This window comes from Brevundimonas sp. GW821-FHT02A10, from assembly GCF_059422025.1.
The window spans coordinates 512,000-536,005 of sequence record NZ_JBWKWC010000002.1 but is presented as its reverse complement, the minus strand read 5'-3'; the positions used below and the strand labels follow the sequence as shown (position 1 = coordinate 536,005).

At 66.2% G+C, this 24,006-nt stretch carries 18 protein-coding genes and 2 tRNA genes; 13 read left to right on the top strand and 7 right to left on the bottom strand.

The features are described 5' to 3' along the window. Positions 1 to 23: 23 nt before the first annotated feature. Positions 24 to 908, bottom strand: coding sequence for an SDR family NAD(P)-dependent oxidoreductase (locus AC07U0_RS09070; protein ID WP_494719697.1), 885 nt, complete (start codon positions 906 to 908; stop codon positions 24 to 26). Between the two features lie 189 nt (positions 909 to 1,097). Between AC07U0_RS09070 and AC07U0_RS09065 the strand changes: the two genes are divergently transcribed. The 5 genes from AC07U0_RS09065 to AC07U0_RS09045 all read left to right on the top strand — a co-directional run bounded on the left by AC07U0_RS09065 (position 1,098) and on the right by AC07U0_RS09045 (position 8,795). Beyond that, entirely contained in the window at positions 1,098 to 3,281 is a 2,184-nt protein-coding gene (locus AC07U0_RS09065; RefSeq protein ID WP_494719696.1) for a TonB-dependent receptor, read from the top strand. 93 nt (positions 3,282 to 3,374) lie between these two features. Next, positions 3,375 to 4,949, top strand: a complete 1,575-nt coding sequence (locus tag AC07U0_RS09060) for an AMP-binding protein (protein ID WP_494719695.1) — start codon at positions 3,375 to 3,377, stop codon at positions 4,947 to 4,949. 73 nt (positions 4,950 to 5,022) lie between these two features. Then, positions 5,023 to 5,778, top strand: a complete 756-nt coding sequence (locus AC07U0_RS09055) for a TetR/AcrR family transcriptional regulator (protein WP_494719694.1) — start codon at positions 5,023 to 5,025, stop codon at positions 5,776 to 5,778. Positions 5,779 to 5,838: 60 nt separating this feature from the next. Then, positions 5,839 to 7,155, top strand: a complete 1,317-nt coding sequence (locus tag AC07U0_RS09050) for a spinster family MFS transporter (RefSeq protein ID WP_494719693.1) — start codon at positions 5,839 to 5,841, stop codon at positions 7,153 to 7,155. Beyond that, entirely contained in the window at positions 7,155 to 8,795 is a 1,641-nt protein-coding gene (locus tag AC07U0_RS09045; RefSeq protein ID WP_494719692.1) for a carboxylesterase/lipase family protein, read from the top strand. The genes AC07U0_RS09050 and AC07U0_RS09045 overlap by 1 nt, the downstream gene beginning before the upstream one ends. 79 nt (positions 8,796 to 8,874) lie before the next feature. Here AC07U0_RS09045 and AC07U0_RS09040 read toward each other — a convergent pair. Together AC07U0_RS09040 and AC07U0_RS09035 are read right to left on the bottom strand one after the other, a co-directional pair. After that, positions 8,875 to 8,951 (bottom strand) — tRNA-Arg (locus AC07U0_RS09040). A gap of 121 nt (positions 8,952 to 9,072) precedes the next feature. Next, on the bottom strand, positions 9,073 to 11,361 hold the full coding sequence (locus tag AC07U0_RS09035; protein ID WP_494719691.1) for a S8 family peptidase: 2,289 nt from the start codon (positions 11,359 to 11,361) through the stop codon (positions 9,073 to 9,075). Positions 11,362 to 11,552: 191 nt separating this feature from the next. Between AC07U0_RS09035 and AC07U0_RS09030 the strand changes: the two genes are divergently transcribed. Next, complete coding sequence (locus AC07U0_RS09030; protein WP_494719690.1) at positions 11,553 to 13,199, top strand: alpha-D-glucose phosphate-specific phosphoglucomutase; 1,647 nt, start codon at positions 11,553 to 11,555, stop codon at positions 13,197 to 13,199. 174 nt (positions 13,200 to 13,373) lie between these two features. Continuing rightward, positions 13,374 to 13,448 (top strand) — tRNA-Val (locus AC07U0_RS09025). Positions 13,449 to 13,511: 63 nt separating this feature from the next. Here the strand turns inward: AC07U0_RS09025 and AC07U0_RS09020 are convergent. Next, positions 13,512 to 14,162: a hypothetical protein gene (locus AC07U0_RS09020; protein WP_494719689.1), complete on the bottom strand. Its 651-nt coding sequence runs from the start codon at positions 14,160 to 14,162 to the stop codon at positions 13,512 to 13,514. 157 nt (positions 14,163 to 14,319) lie between these two features. Between AC07U0_RS09020 and AC07U0_RS09015 the strand changes: the two genes are divergently transcribed. Both AC07U0_RS09015 and AC07U0_RS09010 read left to right on the top strand, forming a co-directional pair. Then, positions 14,320 to 15,345, top strand: a complete 1,026-nt coding sequence (locus AC07U0_RS09015; RefSeq protein WP_494719688.1) for a class I SAM-dependent methyltransferase — start codon at positions 14,320 to 14,322, stop codon at positions 15,343 to 15,345. 89 nt (positions 15,346 to 15,434) lie between these two features. Next, positions 15,435 to 16,202: a class I SAM-dependent methyltransferase gene (locus tag AC07U0_RS09010; protein ID WP_494719687.1), complete on the top strand. Its 768-nt coding sequence runs from the start codon at positions 15,435 to 15,437 to the stop codon at positions 16,200 to 16,202. 12 nt (positions 16,203 to 16,214) lie between these two features. On the opposite strand, the gene AC07U0_RS09005 is transcribed toward AC07U0_RS09010, so the two are convergent. The 3 genes from AC07U0_RS09005 to gmd are packed head-to-tail and all read right to left on the bottom strand — an operon-like array spanning position 16,215 to position 18,977. Continuing rightward, positions 16,215 to 17,318 carry a DegT/DnrJ/EryC1/StrS family aminotransferase gene (locus tag AC07U0_RS09005; RefSeq protein WP_494719686.1) on the bottom strand — a complete coding sequence of 368 codons (1,104 nt, stop codon included), beginning with the start codon at positions 17,316 to 17,318 and terminating at the stop codon, positions 16,215 to 16,217. A gap of 6 nt (positions 17,319 to 17,324) precedes the next feature. After that, positions 17,325 to 17,951, bottom strand: coding sequence for an acetyltransferase (locus AC07U0_RS09000; protein WP_494719685.1), 627 nt, complete (start codon positions 17,949 to 17,951; stop codon positions 17,325 to 17,327). Between the two features lie 45 nt (positions 17,952 to 17,996). Beyond that, positions 17,997 to 18,977: a GDP-mannose 4,6-dehydratase gene (gmd, locus tag AC07U0_RS08995; RefSeq protein WP_494719684.1), complete on the bottom strand. Its 981-nt coding sequence runs from the start codon at positions 18,975 to 18,977 to the stop codon at positions 17,997 to 17,999. A gap of 275 nt (positions 18,978 to 19,252) precedes the next feature. On the opposite strand from gmd, the gene AC07U0_RS08990 reads away from it, so the two are divergent. The 4 genes from AC07U0_RS08990 (at position 19,253) to AC07U0_RS08975 (ending at position 23,994) form a co-directional block, all read left to right on the top strand. Beyond that, entirely contained in the window at positions 19,253 to 20,386 is a 1,134-nt protein-coding gene (locus AC07U0_RS08990; protein WP_494719683.1) for a hypothetical protein, read from the top strand. Further along, positions 20,379 to 21,728, top strand: coding sequence for a glycosyltransferase family protein (locus tag AC07U0_RS08985; RefSeq protein ID WP_494719682.1), 1,350 nt, complete (start codon positions 20,379 to 20,381; stop codon positions 21,726 to 21,728). Before AC07U0_RS08990 ends, AC07U0_RS08985 begins: the two co-directional genes overlap by 8 nt. Before the next feature lie 98 nt (positions 21,729 to 21,826). Continuing rightward, entirely contained in the window at positions 21,827 to 23,065 is a 1,239-nt protein-coding gene (locus AC07U0_RS08980) for a glycosyltransferase (protein WP_494719681.1), read from the top strand. Beyond that, complete coding sequence (locus AC07U0_RS08975) at positions 23,065 to 23,994, top strand: FkbM family methyltransferase (RefSeq protein WP_494719680.1); 930 nt, start codon at positions 23,065 to 23,067, stop codon at positions 23,992 to 23,994. The genes AC07U0_RS08980 and AC07U0_RS08975 overlap by 1 nt, the downstream gene beginning before the upstream one ends. The last annotated feature ends 12 nt before the right edge of the window (positions 23,995 to 24,006 follow it).

Sequence of the window (24,006 nt, the reverse complement as noted above, 5' to 3'; positions counted from 1 at the left end):
GCGGAGGAAACGTCTATCTGAAGCTACGCCGGAACGCGCTCCAGGGTGTGACGGACCTCGTGCTTGTACTGGGCGGCGCCGGAGTCGGGCACGAGTTCGCCCGCGCGATCCTGAATCACACTCCATCCGGCCTGGACCTGCTCGGCGGCGTCGGAGGCGTCGCCGACGTAGATTCCCTGGGTCATGGTGATGTGGGCCTGTTCGAAGGCGCCGGCGCCGGCCAGAAGGATGGTGCGGGTCGGGGCGCCCTCGGCGGCCAGGGCGACGACGCCGGGGCTGACCAGACCGGACGACAGGCCCTTCAGATCGTCGGCGGAATAGAGGCCTTCGGTCATCTGGGTCGCGGCGCTGGGGGCCAGGCAGTTGACGTGGATACCGGACTTGCGGCCCTCCAGCGCCAGGGTCTGCATCAGGCCGACGAGAGCCATCTTGGCCGCGCCGTAGTTCGACTGGCCGAAGTTTCCGTAGAGACCCGAGGACGAGGTGGTGAAGATCACCCGGCCATAGCCTTGCGCCTGCATGAAGGGCCAGGCCGCCTTGGTGACATTGACCGACCCCATCAGGTGGACGGACAGCACCAGCTCGAAATCGTCGAGGTCCATCTTGGCGAAGGTGCGGTCGCGCAGGATGCCGGCGTTGTTGACCAGGATGTCGATCGAGCCCCAGCGGTGGACGGCTCCGGCGACCATGTCCGAGACGGCCTGACGGTCAGTGACGCTGCAGACGCAAGCCATCGCCTCGCCACCCGCGGCTTCGATCTCGGCGACCGTGGCCTCGACGCCGGCGGCCGACATGTCGTTGATCACGACCTTCGCCCCATAGCGGGCGAGGGCCAGGGCGTGTGTGCGGCCCAGACCGCCGCCAGCGCCGGTGACGATGGCCACGCGGCCGGAAAGATCGATGGTCATGGTCCTCATCCCTGAGATGCAGCGGCCGGACTGCGCCGACCTTCATGGGGTGCAATGCAGCAAATACTAGCCGGATGGTCAATCTTCACCGGACGGCTAGTGAATGTTGACGGGCGTCGAAAAGGGTGAGAGGGTTTGCTTCGATGGCGCCGTCAGAGCGTCCGAGGAAACATCGAGGGAGGACTGACCATGGGCCGCAAGCTCTGGATTACGACATCTGCCGCCGCGCTGCTGTGGTGCGCCGCCGCATCCGCTCAGGCCCAACAGGCCGACACCGACAACAGCCGCCGCGCCGAACAGGATCAGTCGACCACCGTCGCCGACGTGGTCGTCACCGCCGAGCGCCGCACCAGCAACCTGCAGACGACCGCCGTCGCCGCAACGGTCCTGAGCGGTCAGGATCTCGAGAACAAGGCCGTCACCTCGCTGGACCAGCTGCAGTTCGCGGCCCCGTCCACGACGATCCAGAATTTCGGTCAGGGCAATTTCTTCAACGTGCGCGGCATCGGCAAGTCCGAGGCCACCACGGCCGTCGGCGTGGGCGTGATCACCTATCGCGACGGCGTCGCCGCCTTCCCCGCCTATTTCCAGACCGAGCCCTATTACGACATCGGCAGCCTCGAGCTGCTGCGCGGGCCGCAGGGCACCTTCGCCGGCGCCAACGCTACGGGCGGCGCGGTCTTCATCACCGCCCGCAACCCTGATTTCACCGGCATCAACGGCTATGCCTTCGCCCAGGCCGGCAACTACAACGACATCAAGCTGCAGGGCGCCATCAACCTGCCCCTGACCGATACGGTCGCGATGCGTCTGGCCTTCAACCATGAGACCCGCGACAGCTTCTACACCGTCACCGGCCCCTATCGCGGCCACCCCGGTGTGGTCGATTCCAACAGTGTGCGCGCCAGCCTGCTGTGGCAGCCGACCGACGCCCTGAAGGTGCTGTGGAAGACCGACTACAACAACATCGACCTGGGCGGTTACATGGCCGACCCGGCCCTGGCCACCAACGACCCGTTCACCATCACCTCGAACGGCCCGAATGAGGCCCATGACGAGTTCGTCCGGACCTCGCTGAACGTCAGCTACGTCTTCGACAACGGCATGACCCTGAAGTCGATCACCGGCTATCAGAACGGCACCTCGCGCTTCGCGACGGATCTGGACGGCACCTCGGCTGGCAACAACACCTTCTATGACCAGCTGGACGAACAGGTCTGGTCGCAGGAGTTCAACCTGATCTCGCCCGATCAGCAGCGTCTGACCTGGCTGCTGGGGCTGTACTACCAATACGACATGGCCCAGTTCCCGGCGACGACGCCGGGCAAGGGCGAGTACCGGATCGGCTTCCCGGAAAATGTGGTCGATATCTATCTGTACGGCGACACGCCCAAGGAGACGGCGGCGGCCTTCGGTCAGATCAGCTACGACATCTCCGACCGGCTGCAGCTGCAGGTCGGGGCGCGTTACGCCCATTCGGTTTCGACCAATGACGACGTCTACCAGACCTATCCGCAGTTCGGGATCACCCTGTTCCAGGACGACAAGGTCGAGGACGACAAGCTGACCGGCAAGGTCACCCTGAACTGGAAGCTGGACGACGCCAACTTCGTCTATGGCTTCGTGGCGACGGGCCACAAGATGGGCGGGTTGAACGGGCCGAACCTCTATCAGCCGGCCGCCCACTTCGGTGCGGAAAACCTGGTCGACTATGAGCTGGGCTGGAAGTCGACGATGCTCGGCGGCCGCCTGCGCACCCAGCTGGGCGCCTACTATACCGTCTACGAAGACTACCAGGTCAGCATCGGCGACCCGATCTACCCGCAGATCAGCCGGATCCAGAACGTCCAGGGCGACACGACCATGATGGGTCTGGAAGCCTCGGCCCAGGGCCGGTTCGGACCGCTGTCGTTCGACATCGCGGGCTCCATCTCGAACTCGGAGATGGGTGACTTCTTCGGCGCTGATCCGCGTCTGGGCCGCACCGGCGTCTGCAACCCCTCGACCGGTCCGACCAGCGCCAACTGCGTGAACATCTCGGGCAACACCAAGCCTTATGCGCCGGAGTTCACCTTCAATGCGGGCATCCAGTACGCCTTCGCCCTGGGGCCGAACATGACCCTGACGCCGCGGGTCGACTATGCCCACATCGGCGAAAGCTGGACGACGATCTTCAACAACGCCGCCCAGGGCGATCTCCTGTCGGAGCGCGACATCGTCAACGCCTCGATCAAGCTGAACACGGGCGAGTGGACCTGGACGGCCTATGCCGTCAACGCCACCGACGAGACCTATATCGCTGCGATCAACTCGGGCCTGCGCTATGCCGGACCGCCGCGGCAGTACGGGATCAACCTGACCAAGACCTTCTAGCCGGCCTGCGAGCGTGGGCGGCGATCCCGCCCACGCTCGTTTTTTTAGTTCGCCATTCGCTTGACTGTCTGCCTCCCCGAAAGCCGCCTTTTGATGACCCTCGATCCCGGTTTCATGCAGGACTACGCCCTGACGGTGGACCGCTTCCTCGACCACGGCGCCAAATGGCACGGCGGGGCGCGGATCGTGACGGCGGGTCTCGAAAGCGACGATGATGTCACCGGCTATGCCGACATCCGCGACCGCGCCAACCGCCTGTCGGGGGCCTTCCTCGATCTGGGCCTGAAGCCCGGCGAGCGCATCGCCACCCTGGCGTGGAACACCCGTCATCATCTCGAGGTCTGGTACGGCGCCATGGGCGTGGGCCTCGTCTGCCATACCCTCAATCCCCGGCTGACCGTCGCCCATCTGGCGGCCATGATCATCCAGGCGGAAGACCGCGTCCTGATCGTCGGCGCGGGTCTGGCCGCCATGGCCCGGACCCTGATGGACGAATGTCCCTGTCTGGAACGGTTGATCCTGCTCGACGGCGACGCTGGTCCCGGCGCCGTCACGCTGGAAGAGCTTCTGGCCGCCTCGGGCCGTCCCGCCGTCTGGGGCGACTTCGACGAGCGGACCCCGGCGGGTCTCTGCTTCACCTCGGGCACGACGGGCGCGCCCAAGGGCGTCGTCTATACCCACCGCTCCAACTATCTGCATACGATCCGGTCGTTGCAGGCCGACGCCATGGCCCTGACCGACGTCGATACGGTTCTGGTCGCGGTGCCCATGTTCCACGCCAACGCCTGGGGCCTGCCGTTCGCGGCGCCGGCGGTGGGGGCGAGCCTCGTCCTGCCCGGCCGGGTCACCGACGGGCCCTCACTGGCGCGGCTGATCAATGCGCATGGCGTCACCGTCGCCGTCGGGGTGCCGACAGTGTGGATCGGCCTGCTGGACCATCTCGACGCCACGGGCGAGGACGTCCCGACCCTGAACCGCGTCATGATTGGCGGCTCCAGTTGCCCCGACACCCTGCTCAAGCGGATGGAGAGCCGTCTCGGCGTCGTCGTCCAGACCAGCTGGGGCATGACCGAGCTGTCGCCGCAGGGAACCATCTCGCCCATGACCACGCCGGACGGCGTGTCGCGCGGTTCGGGCCGTCCGCCCATGGGCATGGACCTGCTGCTGACGGACGCCTCGGGCGCCGCCCTGCCGGAGCAGAGGAATGTCGTCGGCCATCTGAAGGTGCGCGGCCACAGCGTCGTCGGCCGCTATTTCGGGGCCGAACAGCCCGCCGTCGGCGCCGATGGCTGGTTCGACACCGGCGACCTCGCGATCATCGACGACAACGGCGCCCTGACCCTCGCCGGCCGGTCCAAGGACCTGATCAAGTCGGGCGGGGAGTGGATCAACCCGGTCGAGATCGAGGAGATCGTCGGGGCCCTGCCGTCCGTCGGCCTCGTCGCCGTTATCGGCCGCGCCGACCCCAAATGGGGGGAGCGGCCCCTGATGGTCATCGAACCGCGGCAGGGACAGGAGATCGAGGACGCCGAACTTAAGGCCAGCCTCAAGGGCCGCGTCGCCGACTGGTGGATCCCCGACCGGATCGTGCGGGTCCCGGCCATGCCTCTGGCGGCGACCGGCAAGATCAACAAGATCCAGCTCCGCGCCACCTACGGAGCGTCCTGAAATGGCGGCTGTTTTCACCACGGAAACGGCGGAGCGGTTTTCCGCAGCGTCGAACCGTGCTGAGGTTCAGCCCATGTCCGAGACGCCCCCCAGAACGGCCCCGAAAACGCCCGCCCGCCCCGTCGCCAAAACCGCCACGCGCACCCCGCGCCGCAAGGCGGAACAGCGCGCCGAGAGCCTGGAACAGATCCTCGACGCCGCCGAGGAGCTGTTCTCCCGCCACGGCCTGCACGGGGTCACGGTGCGCGACATCGCCGACAAGGTCGGCGTTCACAAGTCTTTGATCCACTACTACTTCACCGACAAACAGGACGTCTTCGACAAGGTCATGGCTCGTCGGGCGCCGGTCACCTCCGGCCGCCGGATGGAGGCGCTGGACGCCTATGAGATCGCCTGTGGTGGCAAGCCGACGGTGGAGGGGGCGCTGCGGGCCTTCCTCGACACCGATCTGGACACCTATTCGACGGGCGGGGAGGGGTGGCGAAATTTCGGCGCCCTCAGCGCCCAGATCAACAACACCCCGGCGTGGGGCGCCGAGGTCATGGATCGGCTCTATGATCCGGTGGTGCTGCGCCTGATCGGCCTGTTGAAGGCAGCCATGCCCGACAGTTCGGAAGAGGACATCTTCTGGGGCTACCACTTCGTCACCGGCGCCCTGACCCTGAGTCTGGCGCGCACCGGACGGATCGATCACCTGTCGGGCGGGCTGTGCCGGTCCGACGACTTCGAGGCCATCAAGGAGCGGATGGCCGCCTTCATGGCCTTCGGCTTCATCGGTATCTGCAAGAGCCGTGCGGCCGAACGACTGGGCGCCGCCCCACCGGGCTGAGTCCGGTATCCCCTTCCAGAACAGAGACGGGTCTGAAGGCCCGCAGTCCGAGGAAACGACATGAGCGAGATCGAGGCGACTGCGACGCCGGGCAAAGCCCGAACGTCATCCGTGGGGGCGAGGGCCTGGATCGCCCTGGCGACCCTGTGGTTCATCTATGTACTGAATTTCCTGGACCGGCAGTTGCTGTCGATCCTGGCCAAGCCGATTCAGGACACCCTTCACGTCACCGACAGCCAGTTGGGCCTGCTGGGCGGGCTCTACTTCGCCTTCTTCTACTGCTTCATCGCTATTCCCGTCGGCTGGCTGGCTGACCGGACCAATCGTGTGGCGGTGGTTTCCGTCGCCTGCGGCATCTGGAGCGCGGCGACCATGGCCTGCGGCCTGTCGCGCAATTTCGGCGAGCTGGCCACGGCCCGGATGACCGTCGGCTTCGGCGAGGCGGGTGGCGTTCCGCCGTCCTATGCCATCATCACCGACTACTTCCCGGCTGGCCGACGCGGCATGGCGCTGGGCCTGTTCAACCTCGGCCCGCCCGTGGGCGCCGCCCTGGGCATCGCCTTCGGGGCTACGATCGCCGCCGTCTTCAGCTGGCGTGACGCCTTCGTCGCCATCGGGATCGTCGGCCTGATCGTCGCCGTCGCCACCCCCTTCCTCGTCAAGGAGCCCAAGCGTGGCGGTCTGGATCAGGTCGCAGGCGCGCCCTTCGTCGCTCCGGCCAAGGCCCCCTTCTGGGCCACGGTGAAGATGTTCTTCTCGCGTCCGGCGCTCGTGCTGGCGGCGCTGGCCAGCGGGATCACCCAGATCATCACCTATGGCATGGGCAATTTCTCCGTCCTGTTCCTGATGCGCGAGAAGGGCATGGGCCTCGGCGACGTCGCCATCTGGTACGCCCTGGTCGTGGCCATCGGCATGAGCGGCGGCATCTTCGTCTCGGGCTGGCTGCTGGACCGGTTCACGCGCAAGTCCAAGAAGGCCTACGCCCTCCTGCCCGCGATCTCATTGTCGCTGGCCCTGCCCTTCTACATCGCCTTCGTCTGGGCCCCGTCCTGGCCACTGGCCCTGGCCCTGCTGATCGGGCCGACCTTCCTGAACTACTTCTATCTGTCGTCCTCGGTGGCTCTGGTGCAGGAAGAGGTGAAGCCGAACCAGCGCGTCATGTCGGGCGCCCTGTTGCTGCTGGTGATGAATTTCATCGGCATGGGGGTCGGGCCGACCTTCGTGGGCATGGCCAGCGACTTCTTCCATGCGTCTCATCCCAACTCCCTGCAGCTGGCCCTTTACGCCTTGGCGCCCGTCTACCTCGTCGCCATCGGTCTGTTCCTGTGGCTGGCTAAGGTGCTGGGCCGCAAACCCCAAACGAACGGAGACGCCTGATGTCCGTGCGTACCCTTCTGACGGCGGCTGTCGCCGCAGCCGCAGTCCTGACGACCGCCTTCGCGCCTCCGCCGACGGATCGGCCCACCGTCCACGCTCCGGCCGGCGCGGTGCAGGGCCGGGCCGCCGACGGTATCGAGTCCTTCAAAGGCATTCCCTACGCCGCCCCGCCGGTGGGCCAGAACCGTTGGCGGCCGCCTGCGCCCATCGCGGCCTGGTCGGGGGTGCGGGATGGCTCCGACTATGGCGCAGCCTGCATTCAGCCCTCCCGGGGGCAGCCCTCGATCTATTCGTCCGATCTGGGCCGCACGAGCGAAGACTGTCTGACGCTGAACGTCTGGACCCCGGCCACCACCGGCAAGGCGCCGGTCATGGTCTGGATTCACGGCGGGGCCCTCGTCGCGGGCTCCAGCAAGGAGCCTCTCTATGACGGGGCGGCCCTGGCGAAGCAGGGGATCGTCGTCGTCTCGATCAACTATCGGCTCGGCGTTCTGGGCTTCCTCGCCCACCCCGATCTCAGCGCGGAATCTCCGGTCGGCATTTCGGGCAACTACGGCGTCATGGACCAAGTCGCGGCCCTGACCTGGGTCAAGCGCAACATCGCGGCCTTCGGCGGCGATCCGGATCAGGTGACCATCGCGGGCGAATCCGCCGGCGGGCTCAGCGTCATGTATCTGATGGCCTCGCCCATCGCCCGGGGCCTGTTCCAGCGCGCCATCGCCCAGAGCGCATACATGATCTCGACGCCCGAGCTGAAAGACGCCCGCTACGGCGCGCCTTCGGCTGAGGCGGCGGGGACCAGTCTGGCCCGGGCGCTTCAGGCGCCGAGCCTTCAGGTGCTGCGCGGGAAGGATGCCCAGGAACTGACCGACGCCGCGGCCATGTCCGGCTTCTCGCCCTTCGGCGCCGTGGACGGCAAGGTCCTGACCGGCCAGCTGGTCGACGTCTTCGCGCAAGGCAGACAGGCGCCTGTGCCGATCCTCGCCGGCTTCAACAGTGGCGAGATCCGTTCGCTGCGGGTCCTGGCTCCGCCCGTGCCGCGCACGGCCGCCGACTATGAGGCGGTGATCCGCGCCCGCTATGGCGATCTGGCCGACGAATTCCTGCGGCTCTATCCGTCATCGGACCTCGGGGAGAGCGTTGTGGCCACCACCCGCGACGCCCTCTACGGCTGGACCTCGGAGCGGCTGGTGCGCGACCAGACGGCGCTGGGCAAGCCGTCCTTCCTTTATCTGTTCGACCACGGCTATCCGGCGGCGGATCAGGCCAATCTGCACGGCTTCCACGCTTCCGAACTGCCCTTCATGTTCGGCAACATCGACCGCACCACGCCGCGTTGGCCGGCCATCCCGGACACGACGGAGGAACACGCTCTTTCGCAGGCCATGGTGGGTTACTGGGCCAGCTTCGTGAAGACCGGCCGCCCCGAAGCCCCCGGCGCCGCCGCGTGGGCGCCCTACGGGACCGATGAAGCGTATCTGACCTTCAAGGCCACGCCTGAGGCCGGGCGCGACCTCATGCCCGGGATGTTCGACCTGCACCGCGCCGCCGTCTGCCGGCGTCAGGCCCTGAACCTGGCCTGGAACTGGAACGTCGGGGTGGTGTCGCCGGACCTGTCGGCGAGGGCGCCCGGCTGCTAAGCCGCAAGCCTCGGAAACCCAAAAGTAAAAAGCCCCGCCATCTTGCGATGGCGGGGCTTTTTAGTCGCTGAAGGAGAAGTGGCGCACCCGGAACGATTCGAACGTCCGACCCTCAGATTCGTAGTCTGATGCTCTATCCAGCTGAGCTACGGGTGCGTGCTGCCTCTCGGCGAGGGCGGCTATCTAGCGGCTCGTTCCGGTGGGCGCAAGCGCCTTTCGTCACAATCGTCACACGATGTCGGTGCGGACCCTGCAGGGCCCGCACCGTGTTTCGCAATCAGAAGCCGCGCGCCCAGCTGGCCAGCAGGGCATAGCCCATGTCGGCGTCGCGGCGATGCTGTTCCTGGCTGATGGCGACGGCGTCCAGACGCAGGGCCGAGCCGTCCGGCAGGCGGTGCAGGCTGCGCAGGGTCCAGTCGATTTCCCGCCCCGACGGCGAGGCCGAGAAGCGACGCGTCGAGAAGGTGGTCGCGTCGAAATACTCAAGCGGCACATCGGCCAACCGGGCCGAGAAGGTCCCGCTTTCGATGCGGAGCGGCTGGGACGCCTCAAAGGTGAGGCTGGCGCACCAGGGGGCCCAGGACGGGCAGTCGGCGGTCAGGGACGCCCGCCAGGTCGAGGACACAGCCGCGCCGTCCAGGCTCAGCAGCCGGCCGTCCAGCTCGGTGCGGCCCACGCCGAACTCGCCGCTCAGCCAGGCGTGTTTCGAAATCCGCCAGTCGCCGCCGATGGCCGAGAAGGTCGTCCTCGACGGCAGGGCGAGATCCGATCCGACCGGGAAATAGGCGCCCAGCGGCCCCATCCGCTCGTCGAGCGATCCGAAGCTGAGGTTCAGCCCGCCCTGGGCCGTACGCCAGTCCAGCGCCGCGCGGGCATAGGTGGAGGCGTCGCGCGCCACCGGGCGCAGGAACGCCGTGCGGTCTCCGCCGCCCGTTTCGGCGGTGAAGGTCAGGGCGCCGAGCGATACGGCGCCGCGCACGGCGTGATCGGCGTTGGCCAAAGCGGCGAAGCCGTCGCCCGAGGCCGCATGGAACGGCGAGCGCGCGCCGCCCTGACCCTGCCAGGCCGAGAAGCCGTAACGGCCGACGGTGAGGTCCAGCATGGCCGCCTGACGCGTCTCGGCGCCCAGCCAGGGGGCGTTGAAGGGGGTGACGCGCGCCACCACCGCCTCAGGCTCGGGGGCCGGAGTGGAGGCCATGAGGTTCAGCCGGGTACCGTCGGGCATGGCGAAGTCCAGCCGGGCCGTCTGCGACGCCTGACGCGCCTCGGGCTGATAGCTGCGCCTCGGAGCCATCGGATAGGCGGCGCCAAGGTCGGTGCTGAACAGCCGGTCGTATTCGTCGCGGGTGATGGTCTCCAGCGCGGTGGTGCGGGTCAGCGCATCGCCGAAGGGGCCGCCGATGAAACTGCCGGGCTCGACCGACACCTGCACCAGGCCGCCGGTCGATGTCGGGGTGCTGGTGGTCCCGACCGGAGCGAAGGCGCGGGCCAGGTCCAGCAGGCCGCGTCCGTAGACGATGTCCGTACCCGCGTCGCCGGCGTCACGGGCCGTGCGCAGCAGCAGATCCACCGCCTGTTTGCCGGTCAGATTGGGGAAGGCCTCGATCAGCAGGGCCAGGGCGCCGGCCACGGCAGGCGCGGCGAAGGAGGTCCCGCTGCCGCGGAAACAGCTGGTCCCGTCGCAGACGCTGATGATGTCCACGCCCGGGGCGCTGAGGAAGTCCTGGGCCGACACGCCGGCCCGGTTCGAGAAGTCGGCGATGGTGTTGGCCGAGTTGTGGGCCCCGACCACAATGATGCTGCCGGCGAAGCGGGGATCGGTGGCGTAGCGGCCCGGATATTCGGGGTTGGTCCCGCTGTCGTTACCCGAGGCGATGGCGAAGACCACGCCGGCGTTGACGGCGCGCAGCAGGGCGGCCTCGAAGGTCGCGCCCAGGGTTCCATCGCCGCCCAGCGACAGATTGATCACCTTGGCGCCGTTGCCGACGGCGTAGTCGATGGCCCGGGCAAGGTCGCTGCCGCGGAAGCAGGTGTCGTCGTCCGGATCTGTACAGGTGCTGACGTCGGCCCGGATCGACAGGACAGTGGAGTTATAGGCCACGCCCACCGTACCAAAGCCGTTGAATCCGGCGGCGATAACGCCCGAGACGAAAGTGCCGTGGTTGGAGGTCCCGGTCGGGGTGTTGCGGCCCGTGACGATGTCAGTCGAGAGGGGCGAAATCCGTCCGGCCAGATCGGCCTGATCCAGCTGGATGCCGGTGTCGATGACCCCGACGGTGACGCCGGTCCCGGTCCAGCCGCTGTTCCAGGCCGTCATGGCGCCGGTGTTGGCCACGCCGTAGTTGCGCAGATATTCGGCCGAGGTCGCCGAGGGGACCGCAGGAGGCGGCGGTGGCGGAGGGGGAGGCGGGGGCGGCGGCGGCGTTACCGGCGGGACGACGGGCGGCGTGACCACCCCGCCCCCGGTGCCTCCGCCTCCCCCGCCACAGGCGGCCAGGGGCAGGAGCAGCAGCCCGCCCAGACAGGCGCTGACGCCCAGACTTTTCCAGCGAAGATGAACCCCCACGGCGAACTCCCCAGTACGCGACGAAACCCAGAACCCCCGGTCAATTGCATCATTTCTGAAACAAGCGGTTATGGCCAGCGTCACAGTTAGGGGCTTGGCCGCAAAGGCTGTTCCCGGCGGTTTGTCGGTGCAAATCCACGGCTGCTGTGTTCAAAACCTTCCCGCCTTTCCGGCAGCGTGAGGACAGCTTTTTGATTTCGACCATTTCGGTGACCCCGTTCTCCGACCAGAAGCCCGGCACCTCCGGCCTTCGCAAGGCGGTCGGCGTGTTTCAGCAACCTCACTATGCCGAGACCTTCATCCAGTCGGTCTTTGACGTGCTGGCCGAGAAGGCAGGGGCGACCCTGGTTATCGGCGGCGATGGACGCTTCCTGAACCGCGAGGTCATCGACAAGGCGGTCCGCATGGCGGCGGCCAACGGCTTTGCACGGGTGATCATCGGCCGTGGCGGCATCCTCTCGACCCCGGCGGCCAGCCATCTGATCCGCCTGCACAAGGCGCTGGGCGGGCTGATCCTGTCGGCGAGCCACAATCCCGGCGGTCCCGACGGCGACTTCGGCATCAAGTACAATATCGCCAACGGCGGCCCCGCGCCGGAAGGCGTCACGGGCGCCATCCATGCCCGCAGCCTCGAACTTGACCGCTATCTGATTCTGGAAGGCGGTCAGGATCTCGATCTGGACCGGTTGGGCGAGACCCGCGTGGGCGATATGGTCGTCGAGGTCGTCGATCCGGTCGCTGACTACGCCGACCTGATGGAGACCCTGTTCGACTTCGACGCCATCCGCGCGCACAGGGCGGCAGGCTTCAGCCTGTCCTTCGACGCCATGAGCGCGGTCACCGGACCCTATGCCCACGAAATTCTTGAGCGCCGGCTCGGCTTCGCGGCCGGCTCGGTGGTCAACGGCGTTCCGCTTGAGGATTTCGGCGGCCATCACCCCGATCCCAACATTGTCCACGCCCGCGAACTCTACGACCGGATGATGGGGCCTGATGCGCCCGACTTCGGGGCAGCCTCCGACGGCGACGGCGATCGCAACCTGGTCATCGGTCGCGGCCGGTTCGTGGCGCCCTCCGACGCCCTGGCGATCCTGGCGGCCAATGCGCACCTCGCGCCCGGCTATGCGCGGGGCCTGTCCGGTGTCGCCCGTTCGATGCCGACCAGCGCCGCCGTGGATCGGGTCGCCGCCGCCCTGGGCATCCCGCTCCATGAGACCCCGACCGGCTGGAAATTCTTCGGCAATCTGCTCGACGCCGGCCAGGTCACCCTGTGCGGCGAGGAAAGCGCCGGGGCGGGCTCGGACCATGTGCGCGAGAAGGACGGCCTCTGGGCGGTTCTCCTGTGGCTGAACATCCTCGCCGCCCGCGGGGTGTCGGTCGACGCGCTGATCCAGGAACACTGGCGCCGGTTCGGCCGCAACTACTATGTCCGCCATGACTATGAGGGCGTGTCCAGCGAGGGCGCCGACGCCCTGATGGCGGCGCTGCGGGGCCGGCTGGCCGAGCTTCCAGGCCAGAGCCTTCCGGGCCAGGGTCAGGGCGACCTCGTCATCGCCGCCGCCGACGACTTCGCCTACACCGATCCTGTCGATGGGTCGGTCAGCGCGGGTCAGGGCCTGCGGATCCTGTTCGAGGGCGGATCGCGCGTCGTCTATCGGCTGTCCGGCACCGGGACCTCCGGGGCCACCCTGCGGGTCTATATCGAACGCTATGAGCCCGCCGACGGTGTTCTTGACGCCGATCCGGCCGAGGCCCTGTCCGCCCTGGTCGATGCCGGCAAGGCCATCGCCGGCATCGAAGCCTTCACTGGCCGAACTGCACCGGACGTCGCGACCTGATCTGCAGCGCCTCGGGCGGCCACATATTTCGCATCACGTCGGCTGACGAAATCGCCTTCGCAACGGGATGCGCGAGAGGGCGCAAAATCACCCCATAAAGGCCTTGCGGTCCGCACAGATCGCGGGTTATAGAGCGCGCCTTCCCGTCCGGAGAGCGTTCTTCGGACCTACGGCGGATGCGTAGCTCAGCGGGAGAGCACCTCGTTGACATCGAGGGGGTCACAGGTTCAATCCCTGTCGCGTCCACCATTCTTTTCCCCTTATCACGGTCCGGCCTGAAGTCGCTGATGGGCGTTGGCGCGGGACTCGCGACTATTTCCGCTTTCCTGTCTTCCTGTTCGCCACGGGAGACTCATTTTCGGGCGCACGCAGTCTCAGGGGTTGGTGCGCGCGCAGAATCTGCCCGGATTCGTGACTCCGCCATTCGGCCCCGAGACCGATCGCGACCTCCAGGGCGCCGGCGAGGTCGGGCGAGGAAGACAGGGCGACGAGCGACCTTAGCCGGGCGCAGCGCTCGAGGATGTTGGACGCCCAGATCAATTCCGGGTCTTCACTTGTGAGCGCGCCGAGTTCCTCGATCCGGGCAAAGCGCGCGCCAGCTTTTTGATCCTGGGCAAGGACCAGAGCCCAGCGCTCTTCCGGGGTCAGGGACTCGCCGAGGAATTTCCAGGCCGCCCTGCGGCGCGAGCGGGCGTAGTGGCCGGAGCGAGTGGGGAGGCCATGTCTGGCGTAGACGGCCAGAGCCGCCGTCTCGATATCCTCGAGCAGGCTCATCCCGGATGCGGCCTCATCCTCCTCGACGGGGAGGACTGCCGGCGCTTCCCTGCCCGCAGCCGGATCGGAGGCCGGAGAGGCGACGTCATGGACGACCATGGCGCGGGCCAGCCGCATCGCCCGGGCTCGCCAGTCGACAAACTTCTTGGACACGCCCTGGACCTGTTCGCAGTGAGTTTCGACCAGCATCCCGGCCTGCCCGACCGGGTCAATCGAAAAACCCGCCGTGGGACGGAAAGCGCCGTAAGTCTTGCGTCGATTTGAAGGATGAGGGGATTACGCCTTTTGAGCGACACGGTTAGGTAGAGGCGATCAAGGCCAAACCTCCCCCGGGGAACTCCACCGCATGCCCGATTCGCATTCAAGGCTGCTCATCGAGACGCTGCGTCAGATCTGGGAAAGAAGGATTTTCTTCGTCGGCAATCGGAACGCCAGCCGGACGATGCGCCGCCTTACCCGCCTTGAGGAAAGGATGGACGAGCATCATCGGGAGATGCGGCTCCTTCTCACTCAACTGTCGTTGCCGGATCCCGCCGTCTTCGCCCGCCTGGCGCACGCCGAAGGATCACAGCCCGTCCGGGACGTCTTCCCCTTCTCGTCGGTGTGCCGGCAGGTGTCTTTCGAACACCCGAGTTTCGCCTACTGGACGCGGCGAATGGGCGGGCATCCCCGCTACCATCGCAAGCAGTGGGAGCTGGTCTACATCGTCCAGGCGCTGTGGGAGCGTGACGTGCTCAAGCCTGGCGCGAGGGGTCTGGGGTTTGGTGTCGGTCAGGAGCCCCTGAGCGCGCTCTTCGCCTCCCTGGATTGCGAAATCATGGCCACGGACATGGTCTCCGAACAGGCGCAGGAAGCGGGCTGGATCCGGTCCCAGGAACATGCGGCGGGCAAGGAAAGCCTCAGGCATCCGGAGATCTGCGATGAGGCCAGGTTCACGCGCAATGTCTCCTTCCAGGTTTGCGACATGAACGCGATTCCGGACGATCTCAGGGGATTCGATTTCTGCTGGTCGGCCTGCGCCTACGAGCATCTGGGGTCCATCGAAGCCGGCCTGCGGTTCGTCGAGAACTCGCTCGCTACCCTGAAGCCCGGCGGTTGGGCGGTGCACACGACGGAATTGAACGTCTCCTCCAACGAGGACACTATCGATCACGAGGCGACAGTCCTGTTCCGCCGGCGTGATTTCGAAGCCTTTGCGGAGCATCTGCGCGCCCAGGGCCATTTTGTCGCACCGTTCGACTTCGTGCCGGGTGACCAGCCGATGGATCGATTCATCGATACGCCGCCCTATCGCGCGGAGCCGCACCTCGTGCTGGCGCTGCAGGGATATGCGACGACCTCGTTTGGCCTGATCGTCCGGAAGGCCGGCTGACGCGTCACAGACCGGAAACCTCGGATGCATCTCCGCAGGCCGGAGACGCGAGAGGGTAGCCGACCGCCCAAATCTGCTAGGGATCACCGATGACCCATGATCGTATCGGAACCATTGAGGCGTATCTGGTCGCGGCCAAGCACGCGGCGCTGGATCGGGAGTATGACCGCACCCGGGTTGATCGTGTTCTGCAGTGTCCCGTGTGCTCGGCGCGTGCGCCATACGCGGCGCTGAAGCGCAATGAGTCCCTCTGCCGGTTCAACGGCGGGCGTCTTGAGCGCCACTATTGCCTGGTCTGCAATGCGCTTTTCGGTCCTGCGAAGATGCTCGACATGACCCCGGGGGAGCTGTCGACCGAATACGCAATCCTCTATTCGTCGTACCAGGAGGGAGACACCGGCGTCGACACGATCCGGACCTTCCGGTCCATGGAGCCCGAGCGCGGACCGGTCTATCTGGACTGGGGCTCCGGCTGGTGGTCGGACGCCGTCCGGAACCTCCGCCTGGAAGGGTGGAACGTGTGGGGATTCGAGCCCACGCCCGGTGGCCCGAAGGACCATATCGTCACTGACTATGGCCACATTGCTCCGGGCCTGGCCGGGATCTATTCGAACAATGTCATCGAACACCTGCAGGATCCCGTCGCCGAGTTCCTGCGGATGCGGGCCCTTCTGGGCGAGGGCGGCAAGATGGCGCACTCCTCGCCCTGCTACGAGGAGCGCTACCTCGATACCCGCTTCCACACCGTCTTCTTCCTCGACGATTCGATAGAGGTGCTGGCGGAACGCACCGGCTTTGAGGTCGTGCTCAGGGAAAAGGACGACGAATATATCAATACGGTCTTCAGGGCCGTGTGAGGCCTGCTCGGCCTAGGCCAGCGCCTTTTCTACCGCTTCGCAGACCCGGTCGACGTCCTGTTCCGTCAGGCGTTCGTGCGTCGGCAGGTTCAGGCCGCGCGACGCGCAGGAAACCGCATTGGGGACGACCAGAGTATCGTCCCGGTAGGGAGGCATCTGGTTCAGCGGATAGAAGACTGGCCGGGTTTCGATCCCGTCCTGGTCGAGGCGCGCCATCAGGGTGTCGCGATCCACGGCCTCTCCCTCCGCGAGCATGACCGTGTACATCCAGAAGGCGTGGGTGCAGTCCTGGGCTTCATAGGGGCGAATGATCCGGTCCCCGAGGTGCGCGAGGCGCGCGCCATACCAGTCTGCAATGCGCCGCCGGTTGGCCAGGGCCGTCGGCAGGCGCTCCATCTGAGCCACGCCGATCGCGGCGGTCAGATTGGTCATGCGGTAGTTATAGCCGATGACCGGATGCCAGTAGCGCCGGTGGGGATCCATCCCCTGGCTGCGGTAAAGCCGCATCCGTGCGGCCAGTTCGGCGTCGTCGGTCGTCACCGCGCCGCCTTCCCCGGTGGTGATGATCTTGTTGCCGAAGAAGCTGAAGCTTCCGCATTGTCCCATGCCGCCGACGGGCTGCCCGCGATACTGTGCGCCGTGCGCTTCCGCGGCGTCTTCCAGCACCCACAGGCCATGGCGTTCGGCGATCTCGAGGATCGGCGCCATGTCGGCGGAGTGGCCATACAGGTGCACGACGACGATACCCTTGGTGCGCGGGGTGATTGCGGCCTCAATGGCCTCGGGGAGGATGTTGAAGGTGCGGGGATCGTTGTCGACCAGCACCGGAACCGCGTTGCAGTAACGGGCGCAGTTGGCGGTGGCGATATAGGTCAGGGCGGGCATGATGACTTCGTCGCCTTCCCCAAGCCCCAGTCCGACCATGGCCAGATGGAGAGAGGTCGTCCCGTTGTTGCAGGCGACGGCATGGCTGACCCCGGCCATCTCCGCCACCTGGGCCTCGAAGCGATCCAGGAACTCGCCGCGGGACGAGATCCAGGTGCTGTCCAGCGCCTGGTTCACATAGGCTTTCTCGTTTCCGTCGAGGGTGGGCTCGGCCACATGGATTCTGGTCATCGGCGTCTACTCTTGGCCTGAAGGGTTCAATATGCGGGCCGGAGAACCCACTGCGGTGGCTCCAGCCGGAACGTCGCGAACGGCGACGGAGCCGCCGCCGAGGATCGCACCGGCGCGGATGTGGATGTTCGGAAGAACCGTTGCGCCGACGCCGATCAGGACTTCATCGTCGAGGCGGACGGAGCCTGACAGGGAGGCTCCGGGGCCGACATGGACCCCGTGGCCCAGAACGCCGTCATGATCGACGCCCGCCAGCGTGTTCACGATCGCGAAGTCTCCGACTGTGGTGTCGGCGTTGATGACAGCGCCGGCCATCACGACCACCCCGTCCCCGAGCCTGACACTGGGGGAGAGCGTCGCTGAAGGGCTGACGAGCGCCGGCAGGGTAAAGCCCGACGCCTGCAACCGCCGTCCGGTCCGAAGACGGAGGCTGTTGGCCCCCAGCGCGACGGCGGCGAAGGTGACCCCCGAAGCGAGGAGGCCTTCAAGCACCGTGTCATCGCCGATGATGGGGGCTCCGACGACGGCCGGGCCATTCACCTTCGGGTCGGTGCAGCCGACCACCTCGAAGCCATTGTCTCTAGCGAGATCGACGACAACCTTGGCGTGGCCGCCCGCGCCGATGACGACCATTCGCCGTCCGTTGCCTGTGGCCCCCGGTGCAGACGTCATCGACGCCTATCCGACCTTGCGCTTGAGGCGGGCGATATCGGCGTCGACCATCTCGCAGATCATGTCCTCGAGACTGGTCTTCTGCTTCCATCCCAGTTTGGCCTTGGCCTTGGCCGGATTGCCCAGAAGGACATCGACTTCCGCGGGGCGGAACAGTTTCGGATCGATCACCAGGTGATCTTCCTTGTTCATGCCCGCGTGCTGGAAGGCGATATCGACCATCTGATCGACGGTCCAGGTCTGGCCGGTCGCGACCACATAGTCATCGGCCTTGTCCTGCTGCAGCATCAACCACATCGCCTCGACGTAGTCGCGAGCATGGCCCCAGTCGCGTTTGGCGTGAACGTTGCCGAGCATCAGCTTGTCGGCAAGGCCCAGTTTGATCCGGGCGACGCCGTCGGTCACCTTGCGGGTCACGAACTCCTGACCGCGCAGGGGAGACTCGTGGTTGAAGAGAATGCCCGAGCTGGCGTGCATGCCGAAGCTCTCGCGATAGTTGACGGTGATCCAGTGGCCGTAGAGCTTGGCGACGGCGTAGGGTGACCGGGGGTAGAAAGGCGTCGTCTCGCTCTGCATCTCGTGCTGGATCAGCCCGAACATTTCAGACGAGGACGCCTGATAGAAGCGCGCGTCGCTCTTCAGCAGGCGCAGGGCCTCGAGCATGTTGAGGACGCCGAGACCCGTGACGTCGGCCGTCAGGTGTGGCTGCTGCCAGGACGTGGCGACGAACGACTGGGCGGCGAGATTATAGACTTCGTCCGGTTCGACCTCGGCGATGATCCGCATCAGGCTCGAGAGGTCCGCGATATCGCCTTCGACGATGTTGACGCGATCAAGGACTCCGAGCCACTCAAGGCGGTCCAGATGCAGTCCGCCAGAGCTGGACCGGCGGGCAAGTCCCCAGACTTCATAGCCTTTTCCGAGCAAGAATTCGGTCAGATAGGCGCCGTCCTGTCCGGTCACACCGGTGATGAAAGCTTTAGGCAAGGGGTCCTCCCACGACGGCGCAAAACAGGTCTTCGTCATCGCGCGTGCTGCTAGTGATGCCCTCCTAGCCCGCTTTCCCGCGACCGGCCAGTGGTCCCGGCCGCGCCATCAAAAGTGGTCAATGAGAGATTTGCAAACTGTGACGCGCGCCCCTATTGCGGAGGCCACCAACCGTTTCGAACAGATCGATTGAGCTCCAGTTGAAAATCGCACTTCTTTTGCCGGCAGTGGCAGATCTCGGCGCACGGAGACAGGCGCGCCAACTGGCGATCACCTTGTCGGAAACGGCTGATCCCGATGGTTCTCCGGTCGAGGTCGTGATCGGCCTGCCGCGCCTCGAGGAAGAAACCTGGCGCAGACAGGAAGAAGAACTTCGCGCCGGCTGGGCCGGGTGCGTCGTTCGCCATCTCGGTTGGGAACGCGTCGGAGGCGACCTCGCCAAACGGATGTATCCGAAGACTTCCAGCGTGGATGTCGACGGCATTCCCGATGTCATGTTGCCGCGCGACTGGGGCTGGAATTTCGTCGATTGCGACGCCTGGATCGTACTAGCGGACGCCGGTCTGGGCGCTGTCATGCCCGTCAAGCCGACGGCCTACTATGTCAGGGACCTGGCCCAGAGATATGTCCCCGCAGGCTTTGCGAGCGGCATCCAGGACGCCTTCTGGACCCGCCAGACCGAGGCCTTCAGGCTGTGGCGCCAGTCACCCTGTGTCTTTACGACCGACCCGGCGACCGCCACCGACATCACCAGCTACGCCGGCGTGCGTCGGGATCGGATTTCACTGGTTCCCGGTCTTCCGGTCGTGCGTGAAGACATTTCCCATCGTCCCGGCGGCGGCGAGCCGAGGGTGCTGTGGCTGGCTGAACCGAATGCGCGTCACGACGTCGCGGCGGCGCTGGACGGCCTGCGCCTGTTGTTCGCAGAGGGGCTGGAGCCGCGAATCATCGTCGCGGGTGAAGCCGCCGCTGCTTTCGCCGACGCCGCCGCCCTCACACTGGCCGGAGCCGCGCCGCGCGCGCTTGGCGTTCTTCCGCAGCTCGAGATCGAAACGCTGACGTCCGAGGATGACATCCGGCGTCTCCTGCGGCGTGTCGACCTGGTCTGGGGCAGTGCGGTCGCCGAGGGTGAAAACGAAGCGATCGTCCGGGCGGCGCAAGCCGGGCTTCCGTTCGTCGGGCTGGACTACCCCCAGAACAGGCGGTTCGCGGAGCGTCTGGGCGTGAAGTCGTCCTGGTACTCGGCCTCCACCGCCGGAGCCGTCGCCGACACACTGTCCGACGCCCTGGCGGGCCTCGGCGGCGCCAAACCCGCAGCCGCGGCCAAGGCTCGCCCTTCGGCCAAACGGTCCAGGATCACGCCGCTTTCCGTGGTCGTCGAACGTCTGTGGAGTGGCGAAGGTGAGTGAGATCTCCCGGTCACCCATCGGCGTCTGGAGCGAATTGCCGCCCGGCGCACGGTGGGCCAATGAGGGTATCTCGCGCATTGTCGGCTTCCTGATCGAAGGCGGGGCGGAGACCGGACAGTATCTGTTCCGCGTTCTGGTCCCGAACGGCATGGCCGAGACCGTCCGCGCGGACCTCCGCACCCTGCAGGCCACCGAAGACGTGGACTGGACCGTGGATGAGCCCTCCACCGCGTTCGAGGAGGAGTATCGCCGCGGCCAGTACGGCGCGAACCTTTCACCCAAGGAACAGCGCAAGGATATCCTCGCCCGGTGGGCCAACACCCAGATGCAGGTGGACGGGTGGATCAACACCTTCCCCCACTTCACCGGCACGCGGCTGCTGGAGCAGCGTAAGGCCGTCCTGCTCCCCGACGCCATTCCCTACGATTTCCCGATTGGCTGGGACTATGCCCACTACTGGGGCCCCAACGGGGAATGGGTGGAGTGGAAGGATATTGCGCGTGAAACCCTGGCCGACGGTCAGGCGATCATCGCCCACTCCAAGCACGTGGCGCGCCGCCACGGCGTCAATCTGCTGGGCCTGCCGGAAGAAAAGATCCGGGTGGTTCCTCACGCGCCACCGGATCTCGCGCCGATCCTGCCCTTCATTGAAGGGCGCCGGAAAACGGCTGAAACGGTGCGTCAGGCCGCAGGCATCATTCGTGACTACGCCGCCACCAATTCGATCGAATACCTTCGGAACTTCCCCTTCGAGGAAGTGCCGTTCGCGCTCGTCGCCACCCAGGATCGGGTGACCAAGAACGTCGGTCGCGCCGCCGAGGCCGTACGGCGAATGGTGCGACGCGACCGTGAGGACTTCAAACTGTTCACGACGGCTCCCATGCATTGGGGAGCGAACTGGACGCTGTTGCCCGATCTGGTGGAACGGCAGCAATTCCAGACCGACCTGGTCTCCCTGCCCGACGTGCCGCGAGACGTTCACGCGGCCCTTTTCCACTGCGCGCAGGTCACCATCCACCCGACGTTCTACGAAGGCATCGTCGGCACCCTGACCTTCTATGAGTCCGTCAGCGTCGGAACGCCCTGCATCATGGGGGTCGGCCCCCATGTGCTGGAGCTGCTCGAGACGGAACCGGAGCTCGCGCCCCTGGTGTTCGATCCGTATGACATCGAGGGCATGATCGCCTTGCTCCGGTCGGTGCTCGCGGATCCCGAGATCGCCGTCGATCTGCAGAGGCCGGCCTACGAACGACGTCGCAAGCGAGGTTGGGACAAGGTCGCCCAGGCCTACGCCAATGCGGCATCCGGCGCGGATCAGGCCCCGGGAGACGTCCGACCTTGAAATCTCCCCAGGCTTCGCCTCCCCCGCAAGCTTCTGGTCGTATCCCCGTAGGCGTCTGGACCGAGTGGCCCGCCGGCGCCCGCTGGAGCAACGAAGGCATGACGCGGCTCCTCGGTTTCATGATCGAGGGTGTTGCTGTCGGCGGTGAGTATGTTTTCAGGATCGTGCTGCCCAACGGGGTGGTCGAGGAAGCTCGTCAGGACCTTGCCTCTCTCAAGGCCGAATATGGCGTCGACTACACGATCCACGCCCCGCCCAATGGAGAGCTTGACGACGCGGACTTCGCAGGCCTGGCGGCGTTCGCCAACAAGTCCGTCCCGGTCCAGGGGTGGATCGTGCTGTTCCCCTATTTCCGGAACGCCCTTCTGCTGGACGCCCCGATCGCCACCATATTCCCGGACGGAATCCCGGTGGTGTTCCCGGTTCCCGATCAGGGCGCCTGGGGGCCTAACGGCTATCACGTGCGCTGGCGAGACCAGGTACAGGCGCTCCTGAGCGGATCCGACCGGGTCGTGACCTTCTCCGAGCATGTCGCCGGCGAACAGGCGGGAGCGTTGTTCGGCGTTGAAAGGGACCGGATCCGGGTCGTGCCCCACGCGCCGCCCAATCTGGCGCACCTCCTTCCGTTCGTCCGCAATGGTGTGAAGACCGAAGAAACCCGGGCGATCGCCGCCGACATGCTCCGCGCCCATGCGCGCGAACGCGGCTGGATTTCGCTGCAGGACTATCCGTTCGAGGAGGTCGACTACATCGCGGTCTCGACACAGGACCGCGTCACGAAGAACATCCGGTTGATCGCCGACGCTATCAGCACGCTCATCCGCAAGGACCGGATGGACCTCAAGCTGTTCATGACGGCTCCCCTGCACTGGGGGGCCACCTGGACGCCGCTGCCGGCGCTGCTTCAGGCCGAACAACTGATGGGGGATGTCGTTTCGATGACCGATCTTCCCCGTGACGTGCACGCCGCCTTCTATCACTGCGCGGCGCTGACCGTTCACCCCTCGATCTTCGAAGGCGGCCTCGGGCCCTTCCCGTTCTACGAAGCGGTCAGCGTAGGGACGCCGTGCCTGATTGCCGACGGCCCTCACGTGCGGGAGTTCGCCGGACAGCAGCCCCTGTTGGCGCCCTATATCTTCGACCCGAACGACGTCACGATGTTGAGGAACCTCGTCGTATCGACGTTCGCGGATCGTGACGGCGCCTTGTCCGACCAGGCTGCAGTCCTGAACAATCTGAGCGACTATGGCTGGAAGGACGTGGCGTCCGCCTACGCTCGGGCAGCCATCGAGCCGTCAACCAGAGCGACACCACGCAATACTTCGGAAGCCCGGTGATGCAGGAAGCCGCCCTGTCCGCGAGAATCCTGGAAACCCTGGAGGGCATGTCCGCAAGGATGGCTCTTCTTGAGGCGCGCATGGTGCACCTCTACGACATGACGAGCGCGGTCTACCAACGCCAGACGGTCGCACTGGATGACGGTTTCATGGGCGTTCGGACGCCTCTGGGCTGGGTGGTGCTCGGGCAGGAGGAATACCGTTCAGCGCTTTACCTGGCGGGCGGCCTCTTCGGGCATGAACCGGGGACCACGGCCGTAGTCCGCCGCTGGCTGGAGCCGGGTGACCGGGTTGTCGACGTCGGCGCCCATATCGGCCTGATGGCGATTCCGATGGCCGAGGCGGTCGGTCCGGACGGGTTCGTCTTTGCGTTCGAGCCCAACGCCCGGTCTGCCGAGGCGGCCCGCCGCACCCTGGTGGCCAACGGCTTCGCCGAGCGTTGCTCGATTACGGTCGCGGCCGTATCCGACAAGGTCGGCAAGGCGACCTTCTACCGCGGCTACAACAGCATGATGGGATCCCTCTATCAGCTCGAGGAACTGGCGGATTCGTTCGTCATCAACACCACAACGCTGGATGCGGCCCTCCCGGCGGAAGCGCCGGTCGCTCTGGTCAAGATCGATGTTGAAGGCGCCGAGACCGATGTCCTCGCCGGTATGGGGCGCATTGTGGGCGAAAATCCTGACCTCGGGATCATTGCGGAGTTCGGACGTTCCCACCTGCAGCGCGTCCGGGTTTCGGTGGAGGACTGGCTCGGAAAATTTGCCGGCCTTGGCCTGACCGAGGTTCATGCGATCGATGAATCCAGTGGAGCTCTGCGCCCGATCGACGCCGCCCGGCTCGAGGACGTGGTGTCCGCCAATCTGATTTTCGCAAAGCCCGGAAACGCACGTCTGGAGCGGCTTTCAAAAGCCGATGTGTTGCCTTAACAGGGACGGGCA

Bases quoted from the DNA above. Each gene is read 5' to 3' on its own strand.
- AC07U0_RS09070 (WP_494719697.1), bottom strand. From the start codon at position 908: ATGACCATCGATCTTTCCGGCCGCGTGGCCATCGTCACCGGCGCTGGC.
- AC07U0_RS09065 (WP_494719696.1), top strand. From the start codon at position 1,098: ATGGGCCGCAAGCTCTGGATTACGACATCTGCCGCCGCGCTGCTGTGG.
- AC07U0_RS09060 (WP_494719695.1), top strand. From the start codon at position 3,375: ATGACCCTCGATCCCGGTTTCATGCAGGACTACGCCCTGACGGTGGAC.
- AC07U0_RS09055 (WP_494719694.1), top strand. From the start codon at position 5,023: ATGTCCGAGACGCCCCCCAGAACGGCCCCGAAAACGCCCGCCCGCCCC.
- AC07U0_RS09050 (WP_494719693.1), top strand. From the start codon at position 5,839: ATGAGCGAGATCGAGGCGACTGCGACGCCGGGCAAAGCCCGAACGTCA.
- AC07U0_RS09045 (WP_494719692.1), top strand. From the start codon at position 7,155: ATGTCCGTGCGTACCCTTCTGACGGCGGCTGTCGCCGCAGCCGCAGTC.
- AC07U0_RS09020 (WP_494719689.1), bottom strand. From the start codon at position 14,162: ATGCTGGTCGAAACTCACTGCGAACAGGTCCAGGGCGTGTCCAAGAAG.
- AC07U0_RS09015 (WP_494719688.1), top strand. From the start codon at position 14,320: ATGCCCGATTCGCATTCAAGGCTGCTCATCGAGACGCTGCGTCAGATC.
- AC07U0_RS09010 (WP_494719687.1), top strand. From the start codon at position 15,435: ATGACCCATGATCGTATCGGAACCATTGAGGCGTATCTGGTCGCGGCC.
- AC07U0_RS09005 (WP_494719686.1), bottom strand. From the start codon at position 17,318: ATGACCAGAATCCATGTGGCCGAGCCCACCCTCGACGGAAACGAGAAA.
- AC07U0_RS09000 (WP_494719685.1), bottom strand. From the start codon at position 17,951: ATGGTCGTCATCGGCGCGGGCGGCCACGCCAAGGTTGTCGTCGATCTC.
- AC07U0_RS08980 (WP_494719681.1), top strand. From the start codon at position 21,827: ATGACGCGGCTCCTCGGTTTCATGATCGAGGGTGTTGCTGTCGGCGGT.
- AC07U0_RS08975 (WP_494719680.1), top strand. From the start codon at position 23,065: ATGCAGGAAGCCGCCCTGTCCGCGAGAATCCTGGAAACCCTGGAGGGC.